Here is a 20,655-nt window from a genome sequence, read left to right as displayed (position 1 = left end):
TCTGTGCAGGTGCCCCGACAGACAAACGCCTGATTGGCGCTTTGGCCGCCATCAGGTGACCGGGTGTTGCGCTAAATCAGACGTGGCGCTGTGCTGTGTATCGCCGGGCGGCAGCAGCAAACGCCAGATTGGTTTCAAGACCTCCAGGATCACCAACACCGCTACGCCGGCCCCAAGTGGGATCACCAGCCAATGCGGTGCCAGCGTGCCAAAGCCGAACAAATCGCGGGCAGGGGCCCAGAATACCGTTACCGCCAGCAATACGGACACGATGGGCAAAGCCACCGCCAGTGCACGGTTGGGGCGGGTGATGGCGGTCAGGATCGAGGCCGAGAACGAGCGGTTGACGAATATCAGCGCCACCACGCACAGCACCAGCGCGTGAAAGGTCAGGGCGCGCAGCTGATCGGTGTCAAAGCCGTAGCCGGGGCCAAGAAAAAGGATAGAGGTGACAACCGCCAGCACCAGAGCGCCTTGCATCAGCCCCCACAGGATCGTCGGCGGCGAAAACAGCGGCTCGGCCACCGGGCGCGGCGGGCGAGCCATCACGCCGTCTTCTTCCGCCTCGGCCTCGAATACCAAGGAACATACCGGGTCGATGACCATTTCCAGAAAGGCGATATGCACCGGGCCGAACAGCAGCGGCATCCCGAATGCCAGCGGTATCAGGGCAAGCCCCGCAATCGGCACATGCACGGCCAGAATGAACGACATCGCTTTGCGCAAGTTGTCATAAATGCGCCGCCCCAGACGCACGGTGGTGACGATCGCGCCGAAATCATCCTCGAGCAGCACGATTGCAGCCGCCTCGCGTGCCACATCTGTGCCGCGCCCGCCCATTGCCACGCCAATATCGGCAGCTTTCAGCGAGGGCGCGTCATTCACCCCGTCGCCTGTCATTGCCACAATCGCGCCACTTGCCTGCAAGGCCCGCACGATGCGCAGTTTTTGCTGAGGCTGGATGCGGGCGAAAACGGTGGCGGTCTGCACGGCTGTGGCCAGATCGCTGTCGTTCATCGCAGCAAGTGCGGTGCCGTCGATCACCTTATCCCCGCCGATCCCGGCATCCTTGGCAATCGCAAGGGCGGTGGCAGGATAATCCCCGGTAATCATGATCACCTTGATCCCTGCGGATTTGCACTGGGCGACGGCTGCGGGAACCGATGCGCGCAGAGGGTCGGCCAGCCCCACCAGCCCCAGAAAGCGAAATTTGAACTCATGCTGATCAGCGGGCAGGTCTGGGCCTGTAAAGGCCGCTTCGGCCACGCCGAGAATACGCAAGCCCTTGGCGGCCATCCTATCGACAGCCTGCATCATCGCTTGCCGGGCGGAGGGCGACAAATGGCACAGGCCCGCCACCGCCTCGGGCGCGCCCTTGCAGGCCACCATATCGCCGCCGTTGCCGTCAGCTCGCGTCCACACCTGTGACATCGCCAGAAGTTTGGGGGAAAGCGGATAGGATCGGATCAGCTTGCGCCCATCGGCGGGCAAACTCTCACCCTTGCGCAAATCATTGGCTGCCAAGGTGTGAAAGGCTTTTTCCATCGGATCATGCGGTTCGGCCGCCGAGGCCATCACGCCCGCGGCTGCCAATTCGCGAAAGGCAGCGGGTACAGGATCACTGCTGATCTGAAACGCTTGGCCATCCGGCAGGTGTAGTGCCGCAATCATCATGCGGTTTTCGGTCAGCGTGCCGGTTTTGTCAGTGCACAGCACGGACGCTGCCCCAAGCGATTCAATCGCCGAGGCCCTGCGCGTCAGCACCTGCGCCTTGGAGATGCGCCAAGCCCCCATCGCCATGAACACGGCCAGCACCATAGGAAATTCCTCTGGCAACATCGCCATGCCAACCGCAATCCCCGCCAGCACCCCGTCCAGCCAGTCGCCACGCTGCCAGCCGTAAAGCCCCACCACGATCAGCGCCACAGCACCACCGACCAGTGCAAAGGTCAGCACCAGATTGCGCATCTGGCGCTGCAAATGCGGCGTGCCGGTTTCCAATTGGTTCAGCGAAGCACCGATCTTGCCAATTTCGCTGTGCGCTCCGGTGGCTGTCACAGTTGCCAAGGCTGTGCCGCGCACGATCAGTGTGCCCGAAAATACCAGCGTATTGTCCTCTTCCCCAGGTCGCGCAGTGGCACCTGCGGCAGCCACGGCCTTGCGCACTGGCACTGCCTCGCCCGTCAGCAGGGATTCATCAGCCGACAGATCCGACGCCTGCAACAATCGCGCATCGGCAGGAACGCGGTCGCCCTCGGCCAGCACGATCACATCGCCGCGCACCACATCGGTGCCCGCGATGCGCAGCCTTGCGCCAGCGCGGATCACCAGCGCACGCGGGCTGGTCAGGTCGCGCAGCGCTTCCAGCACGCGTTCGGTGCGCGCCTCTTGCACGGCGGTAATGATGATGGACATGCAGGCAAAGGCCAGCAGGATCAGCGCCTCGGCGCGGCTGCCCAGCAGCAGATAGACCATGCCGCCGCCCAGCAGCAGCGCCAGCATCGGCTCGCGCAGCACATTCAGGATCACCCGCAACAGCGAGCGACGCTTGGCGCGTTGCAGCGCATTCGGGCCATCAGCGGTCAGGCGGGTTGCAGCCTCGGTTGACGATAGTCCTGTGATTGCGGCGGGGTCTGGCTGTGGGATGTCCATGCGGTTCTCCGGTGGGCTTGCGCCGATGGGCGAGGGCACAGGCGGCTATGTCTGATCCATGCGCGTTTTATGCAGGCCGGGCATTGATCTGCATCAGCACAGGTTGGGTCGTGTCGCTCTATGGCTGGATGAAGCCCATCACAGTTCTTTTTCGGTGCGGTGCGGCAACCAAAACAGGGGCGACACCATGGCAACACCACCTGATCCTACCCAGCCTGAGACTGTTGGGTTTCGGTTTCCTTCCGCCTTCACCATCCTGTTTGCGCTGATCATTCTGGTGGCTGCGCTGACTTGGATCATCCCGGCGGGCCAATACGCCCGTGTCGCGTCCGAGGCATTGGGCAAGGATGTGCCGGTGGCTGGCACCTATGCGCTGACCGCTGCAAATCCGCAGGGCATATTCGATGTGATCTTGGCCCCGATCGCCGGCTTCTACGACCCCGACAGCTATGCGGCCAATGCCATCGACGTGTCGCTGTTCGTGCTGATCATCGGCGGATTTATCGGCGTGGTCACCGCGACCGGCGCGATTGATGCAGGCATTGCGCGCGCCATGGTCCGCCTGAAGGGGCGGGAAAACTGGATGATCCCGTTCCTGATGGCGCTGTTTGCGCTGGGCGGCACCACTTACGGCATGGCCGAGGAAACGCTGGCGTTCTACATGCTGCTGATCCCGGTGATGATCGCGGCGGGGTATGATGCCGTGGTGGCGGTGGCGGTGATCCTGCTGGGGGCAGGCGTTGGCGTGCTTGGCTCGACCATCAACGCGTTTTCCACGGTGATTGCATCGGATGCGGCGGGCGTCACGTTTGCCGATGGGCTGATGCTGCGGCTGATCATTCTGGGGCTATGCTGGCTTGTGACCGTGGCGTTCGTGATGCGCTATGCGGCACGGGTCAAGGCGGACCCGTCCAAGTCGCTGGTCTTTGACAAGAAAGCCGCGAACGAGGCGCATTTCATCGGTGGCACGACCTTGCCCGGAACAGCGTTTACCGGGCTGCAACAGATCGTCCTGATCCTCTTCGCGCTGACCTTTGCGGTGATGATCTGGGGCGTCTCAAGCCAGGGCTGGTGGATGGCGCAGATGTCCGGGCTGTTTCTGATCGCAGCCATCCTGATCGGCATGATCGCGCGTCTGGGCGAAGCCCGGCTGGTCGAGGCATTCCTGAACGGCGCGCGCGACCTGTTGGGCGTGGCACTGATCATCGGCCTTGCCCGCGGCATCGTGGTGGTGATGGACGCAGGCCATATCACCGACACCATCCTGCATGCAGCGGAAATGTCTGTCGCAGGGCTGCCAGAGGTCGCCTTTATCAACGTGATCTACTGGATCGAGGTGGGCATGTCGTTTCTTGTGCCCTCAACCTCGGGGCTTGCGGTGCTGTCAATGCCGATCCTTGCCCCGGTTGCCGACTTCGCCGGGGTGCAGCGCGAACTGGTCGTCACCGCCTTTGCCACGGGCAGCGGCATCGTCAACCTGATCACCCCCACGTCAGCCGTAGTGATGGGCGGCCTTGCCATCGGGCGGGTGCCGTATGAGCGGTGGTTGCGCTTTATCTGGCCGCTGCTGGTGGCCCTCACAGCCGTTATCATGGCGGCGCTCAGCGCAGCCGTTTTTTTCGCATAGGACATCACATGACACTCACTTACGGCGTTCATTCCGAAGCGGGCTTGTTGCGCCGTGTCATGGTGCATCGACCCGGCACCGAGATGGCCCGGCTGACACCGGAAAACCGCGAGGAATTGCTGTTTGACGATGTGATCTGGGTGAAACAGGCGCGGGTCGAGCATATGACCTTCTGCGATGTGCTGCGCGAGCGCGGTATAGCGGTGGTATTCCTGCGCGATCTGCTGACCGAAACCCTGCGCGATCCCGAAGCCCGCAAATGGCTGCTGTCAGCGCGGATCAATGACAATACCGTGGGCGTGGGCCTGTCGGATGACCTGTTCGCCTGCCTGATGGAAATGGACGCCGACCCGTTGTCCACCATCCTGATCGGCGGCATGAACCGGGCAGAACTGCCGATCCCGCGCGCAGGTGTGCTGATCCCGATGCTGCGGCCGCAGGATTTCGTGCTGCCGCCCTTGCCGAACCACATCTTCACCCGTGACACCACTTGCTGGATTTACGGCGGCGTCACGCTGAACCCGATGCACTGGTCGGCGCGCCGACTTGAAACGCTGAACCTTGCAGCAATCTACAAATTCCACCCCGATTTTCGCGATGCCGGATTTCCGATCTGGTGGGGTGATCCTCTGGTGGATCACGGCCCTGCCACGATGGAAGGCGGCGATGTGATGCCGATTGGCAATGGTGCTGTGCTGATCGGCATGGGCGAACGCACCACGCCGCAAGCGGTGGGGCAGGTGGCGCGGGCGCTGTTTGCCCAAGATGCGGCGACGCGGGTGATCGCCTGCCAATTCCCGCGCAGCCGCTCGGCCATGCATTTGGACACGGTATTTACCTTCTGTGACCGCGACCTGGTGACGGTGTTTGCCGAAGTTACCGACGCCATCCAGACCTATTCCCTGCGCCCCGGCAAGGCAGGCAAGATCGACGTGACCGAAGAAACCCAGCCGTTTCTGGCCGTGGTGGCCGAGGCATTGGATTTGAAAGCCCTGCGTACCGTGCCCACAGGCGGCGATGATTACGAATCGCAGCGCGAACAATGGGATGATGCCAACAATCTGCTCTGCCTCAGCCCCGGTGTGGTGATTGGCTATGAACGCAACACGCATTCCAACACCCTTCTGCGCAAAGCCGGGGTCGAGGTGATCACCATTCCGGGTGCCGAGTTGGGCCGGGGCCGCGGCGGGTCGCACTGCATGACCTGTCCGCTGATCCGCGATGCGATATAGGAGGACAAGATGCCCGAAAACCTGCACGGCCGCAGCTTTCTAAAGCTGCTCGACTTCACCCCCGGCGAAATTCGCCATCTGTTGCAGCTTGCCGCCAGTCTTAAACAAGCGAAGGCCGCGGGCACCGAACAGCCACAGCTTTGCGGCAAAAACATCGCGTTGATCTTCGAGAAAGACAGCACCCGCACCCGGTCCGGCTTTGAAGTGGCGGCCTATGATCAGGGTGCGCATGTCACCTATATCGGCCCCTCGGGCAGCCATATCGGCCACAAGGAAAGCATGAAAGACACCGCCCGCGTGTTGGGGCGGTTCTATGATGGCATCGAATATCGCGGCTTCGCGCAGAAGGATGCCGAGACGCTGGCCGCATTTTCTGGCGTGCCGGTGTTCAATGGGCTGACCGATGATTTCCACCCAACGCAAGTGCTCGCCGATCTGATGACGATGCACGAATTCACCCACAAGCATCTGTCGGATATCGCGTTTTGCTTCATGGGCGATGTAAGCGGCAACATGGCAGCCTCGCTGATGGTGGGTGCCGCGCTGATTGGCATGGATATCCGGCTTTGCGGCCCGCAAAGCCTGTTGCCCGATCAGGTGTTGCTGACACATTGTGAAGATATCGCCAAAACCAACGGCGGGCAGATCACCTTGACTGAAGATGTGGCACAGGCAGTCAAGGATTGCGATTTCATCTACACCGATGTCTGGGTCTCGATGGGAGAGCCGGATGCGGTCTGGGCCGAACGGATCGAACTGCTAACCCCCTACCGCGTAACTTCAGCGGTGATGGTCGCCACAGACAACCCGCATACCAAATTCATGCACTGCCTGCCCGCCTTCCACAACCGCGATACCGAGGTGGGCGAGGCGACGTTCCAGACCCATGGCATTGACTGCATGGAGGTGACGGACGAAGTGTTCGAATCCCCCGCCTCGGTCGTGTTTGATCAGGCGGAAAACCGCATGCACACCATCAAGGCGGTGCTTGTTGCCACGTTGGGAGCCTGAACATGCGCATCGTCATAGCCCTTGGCGGCAACGCCCTTTTGAAACACGGCGAGCCGATGACCTATCAGGCGCAGCGCACCAATGTCCGCATTGCCGCCCGCGCGCTGGCTGACTTGGCCAAGGATCATCAGATCATCGTGGCGCATGGCAATGGGCCACAAGTGGGCCTGATGGCGTTGCAGGCAGCGTCATACGCGCCGCAAGCCCTGTGGCCGCTGGATGTGCTGGGGGCCGAAACCGAAGGCATGATTGGCTATCTGATCGAGCAGGAACTGATGAACGTTCTGCCCGCCGGGGTGAATTGCGCCACCTTGCTGACGCGGGTCGAGGTGGACCCGAACGACACTGCCTTTGACCAACCCACCAAACCCATCGGCCCGACGTACACGGCGGAAGAGGGCAAGTTGGTCAGGGCCGAGCATCTTTGGTCGATGGTCGCAGACCAGAAAGGGGGCTTGCGTCGCGTGGTGCCTTCACCACAGCCGCAGCGGATTCTGGGGCTTGCGGCGATCAAGCTGCTCGTAGAAGCGGGCGTCTGCGTCATTTGCGCGGGCGGCGGCGGTATACCGGTTGTGCGCACGGGGAAGGGCGGGATGGAAGGTGTCGAAGCGGTGATCGACAAAGACCGCACCGCCGCCTTGCTTGCGCAAGAGTTGAAAGCGGATGTGCTGCTGATGCTGACCGATGTGGTGTCAGTGATGCGCGATTGGGGTACCGCAACCGAGGCCGCGATAAGCGCGATCACGCCTGATGAACTGGATGGTCTCAATTTTGCGCCGGGCTCGATGGGGCCAAAGATAGAGGCAGCAAGCGCGTTTGTGCGATCGGGGGGAAGCATGGCTGGCATCGGCGCCCTACACCATGCCCGCGCCATTCTTGACGGGCATGCCGGAACTCAGGTCAGGATGTAAAGCCTCTACGACTGTGATGCAGCAGATACCGGCCAAGATGAACGAATAAACGGTCTCTGACCAACCTCGATCAGTGCTTTCCACTCCAACACAGCGCAGATATTGCGTGTGGCTTTACCGTTCCCCGGGGCCATTGTTGCGTACCAAGTGCGGGTGAAGCCCGTTTGCTGTCGTATCGGTCCTCGTTGCGTGCAGTCAAAGGGCTTCACCCAGTCTTGCCTGAAAACAAGCGGAACACCCCGACTCAAAGGAATTTTCGATGAAAGCGCTTGTGTATACCAGCGTCGGCCAGATGGCGTTGCAAGACCGGCCAAAACCGGAAATCACCGCGCCTACCGATGCCATCGTGCGGGTCACAAAGACGACGATTTGCGGCACCGATCTGCATATCATCAAGGGCGATGTGCCCACCTGTGCGCCCGGGCGTATTCTGGGGCATGAAGGTGTGGGCGTGATCGACGAAGTCGGCCCCGCCGTCACATCCTTCAAGAAGGGCGATCATGTGCTGATTTCCTGCGTCAGCGCTTGCGGTAAATGCGATTATTGCCGTCGCCAGATGTATTCGCACTGCACCACTGGCGGCTGGATTCTTGGCAACAAGATTGACGGCACACAGGCCGAATTCGTGCGCACCCCCCATGCCGATCTCAGCCTTTACCACATCCCCAAAGGCGCCGATGAAGAGGCATTGGTGATGCTGAGTGACATCCTTCCCACCGGTTTTGAATGTGGCGTGCTTAACGGCAAGGTTGCACCAGGGGCTTCGGTGGCCATCGTCGGCGCTGGGCCGATAGGTCTGGCCGCACTTCTGACCGCGCAATTCTATTCACCCGGTCAGATCATCATGATTGATCTGGATGACAACCGTTTGGCTATCGCCAAAAAGTTTGGCGCGACAGCGACGATCAACAGCGCAGATGGTAAGGGTGTGGCGGCCGTGATGGCGCTGACCGAGGGGCGTGGTGCGGATACCGTCATCGAGGCCGTGGGTATCCCGGCCACATTCGAGCTGTGTCAGGAACTGATTGCACCGGGCGGCATCGTGGCCAATATCGGAGTGCACGGCAAAAAGGTCGATCTGCATCTGGAAAGCCTTTGGGACCGCAACATCGCCGTCACCACACGGCTTGTGGACACCGCGACCATCCCGATGCTGTTCAAGACGGTGGCGGCTAAAAAGATCGACCCGACCTTGCTGATCACGCACCATTTCAAACTTGCCGATATTCTTGAGGCCTATGCCACCTTCGGCAATGCCGCCAAAACCAAGGCGTTGAAGGTGATCATCACAAACTGATCCGATCAACTCTGACGGACCGTTGCACTAGCGCAGCAGCGGTCCGTCATGGTCAAGATAGGCCTTGTCGAAATCGGCCAGCGCCACCAGCCCTTCAAAATCGTCAAAGGTCACGCGGCCATTATGAAACGTCAAAAGGCCCATCTCGCGCAATTGTCGCAAGACACGGTTCACATGCACCGCACTCAACCCCAGCGCATCAGCAAGCAGATATTGCGACAGCGGGCACGCATAGCTCATTTTCGTCCCTAACCCCACGAGTTTCAGCCGCGCGCCAAACTCCAGCAAGTAATGTGCCGTGCGTTCCAGCGCATTGCGCCGTCCGATGCCCACAAGATGCTCGACCACCATAGCCTCATCGCGCGAGGCAGCCCACAAGACGGCGGTGGCAAGACGTGGGGTGTCGGCGAAGGCGCTCAGCAAGTCCGAAATGATGACTTCTGATGCTTCAACTGGCGTGACCGGCTCGATGTTATGATCTGCGGTGCGAAACAACACGGACCTTAGCCCAAGAAAATCGCCAGGTATCTGAAAATCGACGATCTGACGCCCGCCGTTCGCCAAAAGCTTGTAAGAACAGACCCAGCCCTTGGCCAAAATGTAGGCGGTCTGATTTGACTGCCCCTGATGGACCAAATCGACTCCCGGCACAAACTTACGACGGCGTTGATGTAACCGGTCAAGCATGGAGAGGTCTTCGTCGGACAGCGCGACGAAGGCCGCAAGTTTGCGTGCAAGGGGGCTGGCTTCTGTCACTAATCAACTCTCATAAGACGGCTGGAGCACATTATCACGCCTTGGGCAAAGCGGTCCCGCTCTTTTGACAAATCAAGTGGTGTCAAAAGCTGATCTCGATCAGTCCGCCGCAAATAAACGCTGTCAGACTGTCTTAAGTGCAGGCATCCGATGCGTTATTGGTTCGGCCTGCCGAAATATTTGAAAGACAGTTCACTATGGCCCAACTGAATGATGTTTCAGGCACCGCAGCGCTCGCCATATGCGAGTCGCTTTTGCTGGCATTGAATGACCGTAACATTCTGCCCGAGGCCGAGATCATCGGCATCCTGAAAGACGCAGCGGCGGCACATCACCACGCCCCAAAGGGAGAAGATGGCACCTCCGAGCTGCACACGGCGGTTGCCAAGCTGATCAACAGCATCCTTGCGGGCGGAAATTCGGTGCGCAGACGATAAGCACGAGTATTGCGTTTTTTGATTCAAGGCCCGATCCAATTTTTAGAATTCCGTAAATCGCCTTAGAATTGCAAATTCCGCAATATTTGCCCAGCAGCATGAATTATACGGAGAATCGGATCAAAACCGATTTGCGCATTTCTTGCGATTTGCGCGGCTGCCATGGCTTTCCCAAACAGCGCCCCGGGGAAGGTCCCCGGGGGCTTTCTCCTTTAGACGGTGAATTCGGAAGGGTCGCTCGCTTCTTTTTGTGAGGTAGGTTCCAGCGAGAAGGTTCTCGCCACCTCCCCTGTATCCTCCGCCACATCCGGCAAGAACGGCAGGATTTCTTCTTCCTGCAGATGGCGGGTGGCGCAGAGGGCTTCGGCGAGGTCGAGCAGGCTTTCTTTGTGCTGGATCAGAACTGCCTTGGCGCGGGCTTCGGCGGCGTTCAGGCGTTTGGCCACCAGCGCACGTTCGTCATTGCTGAGCGCGCGGCCAAGCTGGCTTGGGCTCTGTTCCCAGATCAGGCCGTTTTGGCCCAAACCCAAACTCCGCTCGATGCTGATCGCAAGCTCAGTGGCCATGGCAAGATCGGAGACTACATTGCCGCCCGCGCCCGCCGTCACGCGGCTGGTTTGGATGATTTCGGCGGCGCGGCCCGCCAAAAAATAAGCCATCTTATTCTCCACGGTCTCAAGGCGGCCCGTGCTGGTGTTCAGCCTCATCCGGGTTTCGCCGCCATTATTGTCAATGCGCAACTCGGTCGGGCGACCGACCCCCAGAAGATGGCCCACCATCGCATGACCCGCCTCATGCAGTGCCACGATCCATTCCCGTTCGATACTCAAAGGCGCGGGCCGCAAATGCTCCAGAACATCTTGCGTTGAAAGCTTGGTTCGGGCCTGACGCGCCTGGGCGCGGGCAAGCCGCAGGGCGGCTGCAAGTTCGGCAGGGGTTTTGCCACGCGTAAGGCGCATCACTGCAGGCAGATCGATGTGAGCCGCATCTGCCCCAAGGTGGCGAAGCATTTGTGCCTCAATTGCAAGCCGTCCCGGCAGCGGCACCGCGATATGGCGATCCAGGCGGCCGGGGCGTTGAATGGCAGGGTCGATGGCATGGGGGTCGTTGGTGGCGCCGATCAGGATGACACCTTCCAGCCCCGCAATGCCGCCCATTTGCGCCAGCATCTCATTGATGACCTGCGTGCGGTAATTGCTGTTTTTGTCTTTCGACTGAAGGCTGCCGAGGCTGTCCAACTCATCGATGAACAGAACGCAGGGGGCATTGCTGCGCGCCTCATCAAAACTGGCTTTCATGGCTTTCAGCATATCGCCCAGATGACCCGCGGATTGCCATCCGCCAACGGTAGCCGCGATCAGCGGGACGTTGGCCGCGCGCGCGATGCAGCCGACGGCATAGGTTTTGCCAGTGCCGGGGCCGCCATAGAGCAAAATTCCACGCGGCAGATCAGACCACGCCAGCTGGCCCGCTTTGTAATCGGCAAGGTCGGCCACAAGCGTGGCGGCAACGCTGGAGAGTTCGCCCATGCCAGCAAGTGCATCCAAACCCGCGCCGCCCGTCTCTTTTTTGCGGGCAACCAAGGTGTTCAAGGCCGCCGCGATCGCCAAGGCGGATTGGCCGCGAAACGCCAGATCGAGGGCCTCGGGCGTCAGGGCGTTCAGGTCGGCATCCGCTGGCAGCGCCTGATATAGCTCTGCTTCTTCGACCGTATTAAAAGCCCCAAAAGCCAGTTCCAAAGCAAACATGAGCATTGCCTGGCTGCGTTCGGCGCAAGCCAAGGGTTTTGGCAAGGCCAGTTGCAGCGGATGGCGCAGTGCGGTGGCATCGCAAAGCAAAATCACAATTGGTGCATTGTAAGAAAGGGCCTTGGTAAAGTCCTGCGCCACTTTGGATTTGGATTTGACGTGATCTTCAGGTTCCAAGATGAATTGCACATGGTTGGCGAGGGAGATCTTCCCGCAACGGCTCGGGTCAGCATCGCGGATGTCTTCAAACTGTTGCGACAGGATCTTTTTGGCTTTGTCCAAAAGGCGGTGTTCGGACAAGACCAAAGTGGTGATGGCGCCCGGTGCCATCACCGCCTCCATTGCAGGCAGGTCGGGCAGCAGTTGCGCGATCTGCGCGCAGGCGAAAGCCAGCGGCAGATCGGTGTAGAGCGACCGCTGCGGCGTGGTTTGGGATTTTTGCGGTTCTGGGTCATCGGCTGTTGCTTCATTGGTAGCCGGCCGCACGTCATTGTAGCCATCCCAGAAGTCGGGCGTCTCGACCTGCGCTTCGGTATCTTGCGGGTTTGACGGAGACGCGGCAGGCACCTGTGGCAAGGGCTTGTCTACCATCAAATCGTGCAGAGCGTGGGCAAAGGTCATCCAAGCGGGCCGGGCGCTGGCGGCGATAGGCTGGGGCAGAGTGTTCATAGGGATCTTTCTATTTTGGCAAACTACGTTCAGAGATTTTCGCGATGATCCGAGGCAGCGGGCTTCAGCGGCCGCGACGATCCTGCGGCCGTGGCAGGGTGATGGGGCGGTGCGCCTGCTGTGTGATCAGCCGATCAAAATAGGCGGCGCAAAGTGCATCGCGGCGGGCGAGGCTGCTGGGGCAGGCCGTGGGATTTGCGGAGAAGTCAGTGTGGAGAGGGGAAATTGCATACATTTTGCTGTCTTTCAGATGCGGGGTGCCGATCCCCGGAACAGGTCCGAAGGCGGGCAGGCTGGGGGGGGCGGGGCATTGGCAGGGGTGCCGTTTTGCGGAATTCAGCAGAATTCCCGTTGCACGGTGAGTTTTGTGTATTTTGCGGACTATGGGTTCGGCGGATGCGGCCCTAAGATTTATGCAGTCAGGCAAAAACTCCCGGCATCAGTCGGATCAGCAGGGGGTGCCAAAGCTCAAGGCGGCGCTGGTATTCTTCGGCGTCTGCCAAGGCTTTGGCGCGTTCGATCATAGTGGCTGTCTTTGGGCCAAGGCTGGCTGTGTGGGTCATTTGCATCGCCCGCTCGATCAAAGGCAGCCAAAGATGGCGTCGATCTGCGGCGGTGGTGATCAAGGCGTTATGAACAGCCGAAGACATGGCGCGGCGTTGCCATCCGCCCCCCATCGCGCACAGTGCCGCACGCCAAGGTGGAGACAGCCCCACAAAGCAGCCCATCATGGCGAAACGATTGCCAGCCAAGCCCGAAGACCGGCTCCAGCACCGCGCTATACCAAGCTTCAAGCAAGCCCCGATCCCCCGAGGCCAAGTGATCGAAGAACGCGGTCGCCGCAAAGTCCTTGGCCAGCAGCGTAGTTTTATCGCCAAGTCCGGCAAGATCATGGACCTCGGCCCGTCCAACCCACCGCAAATCATGGCCGATGTGGTCGCCTTGATCCGATACGGTGACCAGCTTCATCGTCACTTCGCCTCGCAGTTCCGATTGCTCTGCGGCCTCTTCATCAAAGGCCAAAATTTGGCCGCTCTGCCGCCAGATGAGGTCCTGAAACCCCTGCAAGTCGCAGTCCTGCAGCCGCGCACCGTCCAAAACCCAAAGATGCGCAAGACCGCCGCCGCCGTAGAAAGTCCAGCGGCCGTTAATCGTTTCGCGGTCGGGTGGCACCAGCTGAATATCGATATTCAAGCTGCCCATTGCCGTCGTGGCTTGAACATCCGGACGGCGACAGCTGCCATCTTTGGCAAGATGCACCTCCAACCCGATATCGAAGTAGCTGGCATCGCTTTGCAACGTGGTGGCCAACAGATCCTTCAAAAACCGATGCCGCGCCCCCTCCTGACGCCCCGCGAAAAACAGCGCGTTCTTCTGCGCAACCGTCAGCGCGTCGCCCGTCACCGCAGGACAATCCCGCCGCACTCCAGGCGCATGCGCGAAATACCCGCGCTCCCCTCCGGTAACCCCGACAACCCGGCTCGACATGACCCGCAGGTTCACACGACCACCGCAGTGGCCGCAGTGAAACCGCTGGTGGCGGGCGAGTGCCAGTTGTTCTGCCGACATCGCGTCGAGAAAGCCCGCTGTCGCGAATTGTGCCGACGCACCATTGGCGTCCCAGCTACGCACCGATGAGATTGCTCGTTGGATGGGTTTCGGCATGAGCTGTGTTTGCGGGGGCGATCGGAAATGATGTCGAGTTTGCATGTCAGACCTTGATAATGTGGCTGCATTAGTAATATAGGATTGTCGACTTTGGGTGTCAATATAAATAATTGTAGTCGCATTAGTATTTGTGAGTGTCATTTTGCGGGGGTGCGGGTCCAGCCAAGCGCCTTCCGGTAATGCGGACGCATTATTTGTTGAGAAGGGCGGACACACATATTACTGACTAACAAACATCGAAGAGGGAATCGCATGTCTGACAATGAAATTCGAATGGTTGAAGCGATTCCAGAGGCGGGGCGGCTGGTCACAAAAGCCTTGGGAGAAGTCCTGAGGCCCTTTCAGCTGACAGTAGCCCAGCTTGAGGTTTTGGAACTTCTTTGGCGACAAGGCGAGGTCTCGCAAAAGGCAATAATTGAGACCCGTGGCGTAGAGGCGGCAACAGTCGGCACAACCTTGACGCGGCTCGAGCGCGACGGTTGGATCGTTCGCCACGCCGATCCAGTTGATGGCCGGGGCCGCATCGCAAAACCGTCCGAAAAAGCGATTGCTGCCAAAGATGGCATACGGGCGGCTGTTGAGCAGCTGGAGATGAAGCTTCGGTTTGCAGATATTTCAGAAGAAAGCCTCAGTGCGATGGTGAAGAATCTCAGACAGCTTTAGACATCCAAAGGCGCAAAGGGCGAACTTCTGCCATTGTCACCACCCGCGCTTTGTCACGAGACGATCAGCCTCCTAGCGGTCTTTCAGGCTTCCCGATTTGTAAGGTGAGACCTCACGAAACTGTAAGTTTTCGGTCATGGGGTTGGGGAAAGCTTGGGTCAAAAGGGTCTCATGCGGCGCCAAGCCGTGCCAATTCCGAGGAGCCCATGCGCAACCTGATCCTGTCCAACGCACTCATAGCCTTGCCCGTCCTCGCCTTCGTGCTGATCGAGATGAACCTTTTCACTCCCGCCGCCGCCACGACTGAAGCCAGTGTGGCAGGGCCTGGCGACCTTTCGGCCTATGCGGCCATTGCCTCCGACGTCCAGGCCATCGCGGCCAAGGGGGACCTGGTGGCTGCCGAAAAGCGCGCCACCGACCCGGAAGCCCAGTGGGACCAGAACGCCGCAGCGCTGCAATCCAAGGACGGCGGGGCCTGGGGCGTGATCGACAGGGCGTATGATACGCTGTTCCACGCGGTGCGGGCGGGCAGCCCCGATGCTGTGGCGGTCGAAACCATCACCGGCCTGAGTAGTTTCCGACCCTACCGCCTGCTGCCGCCGATGTTATGGTCGAGGCTGATAAAATTGCCCGGAGCAGAGTCCGGTCAGCTGGTCGAACGCCACGACCCTACCATCAACGTCAGGGATGCTTTGCCATGAACACGTTCGCTCGCTCTCCTTCAGCCAGCACGCTTTTTGACCCTATGACGGCAGGCGCGCTGAGGCTGGCCAATCGCATCGTCATGGCTCCGCTGACCCGAAACCGGGCTGGGCAAGGCCTAGTCCCGGGCCCCTTTGCTGCAGAGTATTATGCCCAACGCGCCACGGCTGGGTTGATCATTGCTGAGGCGACACAAATCTCCGCGCAAGCCCAAGGCTACGCCGATACGCCGGGTTGCTACACAGATGATCAGGTCGCTGGTTGGAAGAAAGTGACTGCCGCCGTCCATGCCAAGGGCGGAACGATGGTCGTGCAGCTTTGGCACACGGGTCGCGTTTCGCACACCAGTTTTCAGCAGGATGGCGGGGCACCAGTCGCGCCGTCTGCTATTCGCGCCCATACCAAGACCTTTGTTGCGGTGCAGGGGTTTGTGGATTGCTCGATGCCGCGCGCGCTCGATCTGGAAGAGATCCCGGGCATCATCGCGGACTTCCGCAATGCCGCCAAACGGGCCATCGAGGCTGGCTTTGACGGCGTAGAGATCCACGGGGCACACGGATATCTGCTGGATGCGTTCCTGCGCGATGGCACAAACCACCGGACGGACCGTTACGGCGGGTCGGTCGAAAATCGCGCACGCCTTTTGAATGAGGTGTCCGAGGCCTGTGCCGCGGAAATCGGGGCCGATCGTCTGGGTGTTCGCATTTCGCCCGTATCGACTGCCGGAGATTCAAAGGACAGTCACCCACAGGCGCTGTTCAATCGCGTTGTGGACGATCTCAATCACATTGGCTTGGCGTATCTGCATGTTGTTGAAGGCGATACGGGCGGTGCAAGGGACAACATTGCCTTTGACTACGTCGCGCTGCATGACAGGTTTGACGGTGTGTGGATGGTGAACAATGGCTATAATCGCCAGATGGCGATGGATGCTGTGTCACAGGGAAGTGCCGATTTGGTCTCGTTTGGACGTTTGTTCATGGCCAACCCCGATCTTGTCCGCAGACTGTTCGAAAACGCTCCGCTGAACGCCCTGATGGCCCCGGAGACCTTCTATGGCGGCGGCGCGCACGGCTATACCGACTACCCCTTTCTGGACCCCAAAAGCGCAAATGCGGTGATGGTCGAGCCGATGGCGGTCTGAACACCATTCGCGCATCCCCGTTCGGTCATGCCGAAGGGCGATGCCATTGCAAGGAAATCGGCTTTGGCGAATTTGGACGACCCCTACAAGACACTGGGTGTGGCACGCTCTGCCACGCCGGATGACATTCGCCGCGCCTATCGCAAGCTGGCCAAGCAGCACCACCCTGACCTCAACCCAGGCAACGTCAAGTCCGAGGAGGCGTTCAAGAAGGTCTCGGCCGCAAACGAGCTGTTGTCTGATCCGGAAAAGCGGGTCCGGTTTGATCGCGGCGAGATTGATGCCACCGGGCAGGAGCAGGCGCAGGGGCCATCCTATCGCGACTATGCCGATAACGAGGCGGGCCGACGCTATAGTCGTGGCGGGCCGGAGGCGTCGGACTGGAGTGCCGAGGATCTTGACGGCATGTTCGGCTCGATCTTCGGGAAGGGCCGTCCGCGCGGTGATGGCCGTATGCGCGGTCAGGATGAGCACTACAGCCTGACGACGGATTTTCTGGATGCCATAAACGGCGCTGTCCGGCGGTTGACTTTGCCCGATGGACGAACGCTTGATGTCAAGATTCCAGTGGGCACGACAGGGGGCCAGGTGTTGCGCCTGCGCGGCCAAGGGGGCGCGGGGTTTGGCGGGGGCGAAGCGGGCGACGCGCTGATCACTGTTCAGGTCAATCTGCACAGCCATTTTGAACGGAGTGGCAACGACGTTCGGTTGATCCTGCCGATCACCATTTCCGAGGCCGTGCTGGGCGGACCCATTCAGGTGCCTACGCCGCAGGGGCCTGTGAAGATGCAGATTCCACCGCATTCAGACAGCGGAACGGAACTGCGGCTGCGCGGGCGAGGGGTTCCCGCGCATGGCGGGCAGGCTGCGGGCAATCTCTATGCGAAGCTCAGGGTTGTCATCGGCACCCCCGATGCCGCGCTGGAAGAGTTTCTGGCGCAGTGGAAACCGCAAGCGCCCTCCAATCCCAGACACGCCATGGAGGAGCGGCAATGATAAGCATCGAAATTCTGATCGCGCAAAACTCCGGTCTGGACCGGCAGGATCTGGAACGTTGGATTTTGAATGATTGGGTCAAGCCCGAGCGGCAATCCGGCGGGTTCGTCTTTCAGGAGATTGATGTGGCGCGCGTCAAATTGATCCGGGAGCTGCGTCAGGATCTGGATATCGACGAGGAGGCACTGCCGGTCATTCTGTCTTTGGTTGATCAGCTTTACGAATTGCGGCGCCGGTTTCAGGCGCTTGGCGATGCGATCGCCGAGACAGCGCCGGATGAGTTTCAGCGCAAGCTTGGGGCACATCTGGTGATGCGCGCGCGCGGCGGATTGCACTGAAACCGGGCAAAATTTGGCCGGGTCCATCAACACATTTCAGCTTGGACGTAGGTAGTTTCCGTCCCTACCCCAGATGCACCCACCCCAATACGCTGCGGTTGAACGTGGACTGCAAGAGCAGCCACCGACTTGCAACTTCGCCAGCCAGCAGCCCAGCGCGCAAAGATGAGTCTCCATCCCAGAGGACCGCCCAATCCCATGACGAGCAAAACCAATCACGAGGCGCACAATACCAACGGCCATGCCGAAGAGAAACAGGACGCTACGCCGGATGTGGGGGAGGGTTCCTCCGATGCGCCATCACAGATCGCTGCATTGAAGGCGGAGCTCGCCGCAATGGAAGACCGTTGGATGCGATCCGAGGCCGAGATCGCCAATGTGCGGACCCGTGCAAAGCGAGACGTAGAAGAGGCGCGCCAGTTCGCCGTGCAGAAGTTTGCCGGTGACGTGGTCGAGGCCGCCGAGAATCTCCGTCGGGGGCTGGGAAGTTTGCCACCTGCTGCCGAAGGGGAGCCAAAGAGCATTGCAGGTCTGCGCGCAGGTCTGGCCGAGATCGAACGCGGCTTCATCGACACACTTGCAAAGAACGGTGTGACCGCAATCGACCCGACGGGCACTGTATTCGCTTCCGATCAACACCAGGCCGTCGGTCAGCGCGAGGCACCTGGGCAGGTTGCGGGCACGGTGCTGCAATCCTTGGGCCCGGTGTGGTTGCTGAACGGTCGGCTGCTTCGGCCCGCGATGGTGATCGTGGCCAAGGCGTCTGATGCGCAAAGCGCCTGGCAGTCCTGAACCACTTTTAGAATTGCTTCACGCTTGGCCGAGGTTTGACCGGTCTGGCCCCCTCCAATGGAAAAGGACGCTGACAATGGGCAAAGTTATCGGGATCGACCTCGGCACAACGAATTCTTGCATCGCCATCATGGAAGGCAAGGAGGTTCGGGTGATCGAAAACAGCGAAGGCGCACGCACCACCCCCAGCATCGTGGCGTTTCCCGAGAATGGTGAGCGTCTGGTCGGGCAGTCCGCCAAGCGGCAGTCGATCACGAACCCCGCAAACACCGTCTATGCCGTCAAACGCCTGATCGGTCGTCGCTTCGACGATCCTATGGTCGCCAAGGACAAGGGTCTGGTGCCCTATGACATCGTGCAGGGTGACAATGGCGATGCTTGGGTGGCGGCACGCGGAACGAAATATCCGCCCTCGCAGATCAGCGCCTTCATCCTTGGGAAAATGAAGGAAACGGCGGAGACCTTTCTGGGCGAAAAGGTGACGCAGGCGGTGATTACAGTGCCCGCTTATTTCAACGACGCCCAACGTCAGGCTACCAAGGATGCGGGCAAAATTGCCGGGCTTGAGGTTTTGCGTATCATTAACGAACCCACCGCCGCCGCTCTGGCCTACGGGCTGGACAAAAAGAAAAGCGGCAGGGTGGCGGTTTATGACCTTGGCGGCGGCACCTTTGATGTATCGGTGCTTGAGATTGGCGACGGCATATTCGAGGTCAAAAGCACAAATGGCGATACCTTCTTAGGAGGTGAAGATTTCGACGCCCGGGTGATTGATTTTCTGGCGACAGAGTTCAAACGCGATCAGGGCGTTGACCTGCGCGCCGACAAGCTTTCGCTCCAGCGACTGAAGGATGCAGCCGAGAAGGCCAAGATCGAACTGTCCTCGGCCAAGGAGACAGAGATCAACCTGCCGTTCATCACGGCGGATGCGACGGGGCCGAAACACCTTGTGGTCAAGCTGACCCGGGCCAAGCTGGAAAGCCTTGTCGAAGATCTGATCACCCGCACGATCGAACCCTGCAAGGCCGCATTGAAAGACGCGGGCGTCACAGCGGCCGAAATCGACGAGGTGATCCTTGTCGGCGGCATGACCCGGATGCCAAAGGTGATCGAGGTGGTGAAGGCCTTCTTCGGCCGCGAACCCGCCCGCAACGTCAACCCTGATGAGGTCGTGGCGATGGGTGCCGCGATCCAGGGGGCCGTGCTGAAAGGCGACGTCAAGGATGTGCTCTTGCTTGACGTCACACCGCTGAGCCTTGGGATCGAGACTTTGGGCGGCGTCTTCACCCGCCTCATTGACCGCAACACCACCATCCCGGCCAAGAAAAGCCAGACGTTTTCGACCGCCGACGACAACCAAGGTTCGGTGACAATCAGGGTCTTTCAGGGTGAGCGTGAGATGGCCGCTGACAACAAGGTGCTTGGCAACTTTGATCTTTCAGGCATCGCCCCTGCGCCGCGCGGGTTGCCGCAGATCGAAGTGACGTTTGACATTGATGCCAATGGTATCGTCGCGGTGATGGCCAAGGACAAGGCGACCGGCAAGGAACAGCAGATCAAGATTCAGGCGAACGGCGGGCTGGACGATGCCGATATCAAGCGCATGGTGCACGAAGCCGAGACGAATGCGGTCGCTGACAAGGCCCTGCGTGCCTTTGTGGAAGCCAAGAACCAAGCCCATGCGATGATCCACGACGTCGAAAAGTCGATGGCCGAAGATGGCGCGAATCTGTCTGCTGCCGATACCGATGCGGCCAAGGCTGCGATATCGGCCGCGCGAACCGCTGCCGATGGGACGTCGCAGGATGTGTTGGCCAAGGCAATGGAGGGCCTGACTGTGGTGGCAAAGCGCATTGAGGACGCGGGCCTGAAGGCCGCGGCTGCGCAAGCGCCTCAGGGCGGGAAGTCAGCCGCTGAGAAAACGGATGCGGATGTGGTCGACGCCGAGTTCGAGGATGTGAGCGGCAACAAAGGCTAGACGCGTGGCCTGTCCGCGTTGAACCGACACGATG

General features: G+C 60.1%; 18 protein-coding genes. 13 read left to right on the top strand and 5 right to left on the bottom strand.

The genetic code is table 11. From position 1 onward, the window contains the following. Positions 1-51: 51 nt before the first annotated feature. Positions 52-2,652: a cation-translocating P-type ATPase gene (locus ACFOGH_RS06030; protein WP_380072163.1), complete on the bottom strand. Its 2,601-nt coding sequence runs from the start codon at positions 2,650-2,652 to the stop codon at positions 52-54. Positions 2,653-2,839: 187 nt separating this feature from the next. Here ACFOGH_RS06030 and ACFOGH_RS06025 point away from each other — a divergent pair, with 187 nt between their 5' ends. The 5 genes from ACFOGH_RS06025 to ACFOGH_RS06005 all read left to right on the top strand — a co-directional run bounded on the left by ACFOGH_RS06025 (position 2,840) and on the right by ACFOGH_RS06005 (position 8,730). Beyond that, positions 2,840-4,279 (top strand): YfcC family protein, encoded by a 1,440-nt coding sequence (locus ACFOGH_RS06025; RefSeq protein WP_380072162.1) that lies wholly within the window; start codon positions 2,840-2,842, stop codon positions 4,277-4,279. Between the two features lie 8 nt (positions 4,280-4,287). Further along, positions 4,288-5,511, top strand: coding sequence for an arginine deiminase (locus tag ACFOGH_RS06020; RefSeq protein WP_380072161.1), 1,224 nt, complete (start codon positions 4,288-4,290; stop codon positions 5,509-5,511). A gap of 9 nt (positions 5,512-5,520) precedes the next feature. Next, positions 5,521-6,522, top strand: a complete 1,002-nt coding sequence (argF, locus tag ACFOGH_RS06015) for an ornithine carbamoyltransferase (protein ID WP_380072160.1) — start codon at positions 5,521-5,523, stop codon at positions 6,520-6,522. Between the two features lie 2 nt (positions 6,523-6,524). Further along, positions 6,525-7,433: a carbamate kinase gene (gene arcC / locus ACFOGH_RS06010; RefSeq protein WP_380072159.1), complete on the top strand. Its 909-nt coding sequence runs from the start codon at positions 6,525-6,527 to the stop codon at positions 7,431-7,433. A gap of 259 nt (positions 7,434-7,692) precedes the next feature. Beyond that, on the top strand, positions 7,693-8,730 hold the full coding sequence (locus tag ACFOGH_RS06005; RefSeq protein ID WP_380072158.1) for a zinc-dependent alcohol dehydrogenase family protein: 1,038 nt from the start codon (positions 7,693-7,695) through the stop codon (positions 8,728-8,730). Between the two features lie 27 nt (positions 8,731-8,757). On the opposite strand, the gene ACFOGH_RS06000 is transcribed toward ACFOGH_RS06005, so the two are convergent. Next, the gene (locus ACFOGH_RS06000; protein WP_380072157.1) at positions 8,758-9,486 is read right to left on the bottom strand and encodes a Crp/Fnr family transcriptional regulator; all 729 of its coding nucleotides are present in this window, start codon (positions 9,484-9,486) and stop codon (positions 8,758-8,760) included. A 197-nt stretch (positions 9,487-9,683) separates the two neighbouring features. Between ACFOGH_RS06000 and ACFOGH_RS05995 the strand changes: the two genes are divergently transcribed. Next, positions 9,684-9,923: a hypothetical protein gene (locus tag ACFOGH_RS05995; RefSeq protein WP_380072156.1), complete on the top strand. Its 240-nt coding sequence runs from the start codon at positions 9,684-9,686 to the stop codon at positions 9,921-9,923. 212 nt (positions 9,924-10,135) lie between these two features. Here the strand turns inward: ACFOGH_RS05995 and ACFOGH_RS05990 are convergent, their stop codons facing one another. From ACFOGH_RS05990 to ACFOGH_RS05980, 3 genes are all read right to left on the bottom strand, one after another. Beyond that, positions 10,136-12,340: an AAA family ATPase gene (locus ACFOGH_RS05990; protein ID WP_380072155.1), complete on the bottom strand. Its 2,205-nt coding sequence runs from the start codon at positions 12,338-12,340 to the stop codon at positions 10,136-10,138. 419 nt (positions 12,341-12,759) lie between these two features. Then, entirely contained in the window at positions 12,760-12,903 is a 144-nt protein-coding gene (locus ACFOGH_RS05985; protein WP_380072154.1) for a hypothetical protein, read from the bottom strand. Between the two features lie 67 nt (positions 12,904-12,970). Further along, the gene (locus ACFOGH_RS05980; RefSeq protein WP_380072153.1) at positions 12,971-14,005 is read right to left on the bottom strand and encodes a hypothetical protein; all 1,035 of its coding nucleotides are present in this window, start codon (positions 14,003-14,005) and stop codon (positions 12,971-12,973) included. Between the two features lie 255 nt (positions 14,006-14,260). On the opposite strand from ACFOGH_RS05980, the gene ACFOGH_RS05975 reads away from it, so the two are divergent. The 7 genes from ACFOGH_RS05975 to dnaK all read left to right on the top strand — a co-directional run bounded on the left by ACFOGH_RS05975 (position 14,261) and on the right by dnaK (position 20,621). Further along, positions 14,261-14,671: a MarR family winged helix-turn-helix transcriptional regulator gene (locus tag ACFOGH_RS05975; protein ID WP_380072152.1), complete on the top strand. Its 411-nt coding sequence runs from the start codon at positions 14,261-14,263 to the stop codon at positions 14,669-14,671. Positions 14,672-14,877: 206 nt separating this feature from the next. After that, positions 14,878-15,372, top strand: a complete 495-nt coding sequence (locus tag ACFOGH_RS05970) for a hypothetical protein (RefSeq protein ID WP_380072151.1) — start codon at positions 14,878-14,880, stop codon at positions 15,370-15,372. Next, positions 15,369-16,517, top strand: coding sequence for an alkene reductase (locus ACFOGH_RS05965; protein WP_380072150.1), 1,149 nt, complete (start codon positions 15,369-15,371; stop codon positions 16,515-16,517). Before ACFOGH_RS05970 ends, ACFOGH_RS05965 begins: the two co-directional genes overlap by 4 nt. A gap of 72 nt (positions 16,518-16,589) precedes the next feature. Beyond that, entirely contained in the window at positions 16,590-17,513 is a 924-nt protein-coding gene (locus tag ACFOGH_RS05960; RefSeq protein WP_380072149.1) for a DnaJ C-terminal domain-containing protein, read from the top strand. Beyond that, entirely contained in the window at positions 17,510-17,851 is a 342-nt protein-coding gene (locus ACFOGH_RS05955; RefSeq protein WP_380072148.1) for a chaperone modulator CbpM, read from the top strand. Before ACFOGH_RS05960 ends, ACFOGH_RS05955 begins: the two co-directional genes overlap by 4 nt. 198 nt (positions 17,852-18,049) lie before the next feature. Then, complete coding sequence (locus tag ACFOGH_RS05950) at positions 18,050-18,643, top strand: nucleotide exchange factor GrpE (RefSeq protein ID WP_380072147.1); 594 nt, start codon at positions 18,050-18,052, stop codon at positions 18,641-18,643. A gap of 76 nt (positions 18,644-18,719) precedes the next feature. After that, the gene (gene dnaK, locus ACFOGH_RS05945; protein WP_380072146.1) at positions 18,720-20,621 is read left to right on the top strand and encodes a molecular chaperone DnaK; all 1,902 of its coding nucleotides are present in this window, start codon (positions 18,720-18,722) and stop codon (positions 20,619-20,621) included. Positions 20,622-20,655: the final 34 nt, after the last annotated feature.

Source organism: Cypionkella sinensis (assembly GCF_042646385.1).
GTDB classification, from domain to species: Bacteria; Pseudomonadota; Alphaproteobacteria; order Rhodobacterales; family Rhodobacteraceae; genus Cypionkella; species Cypionkella sinensis.
The sequence above is the reverse complement of the archived record's forward strand: the minus strand, read 5'-3'. Positions and strand labels throughout refer to the sequence as shown.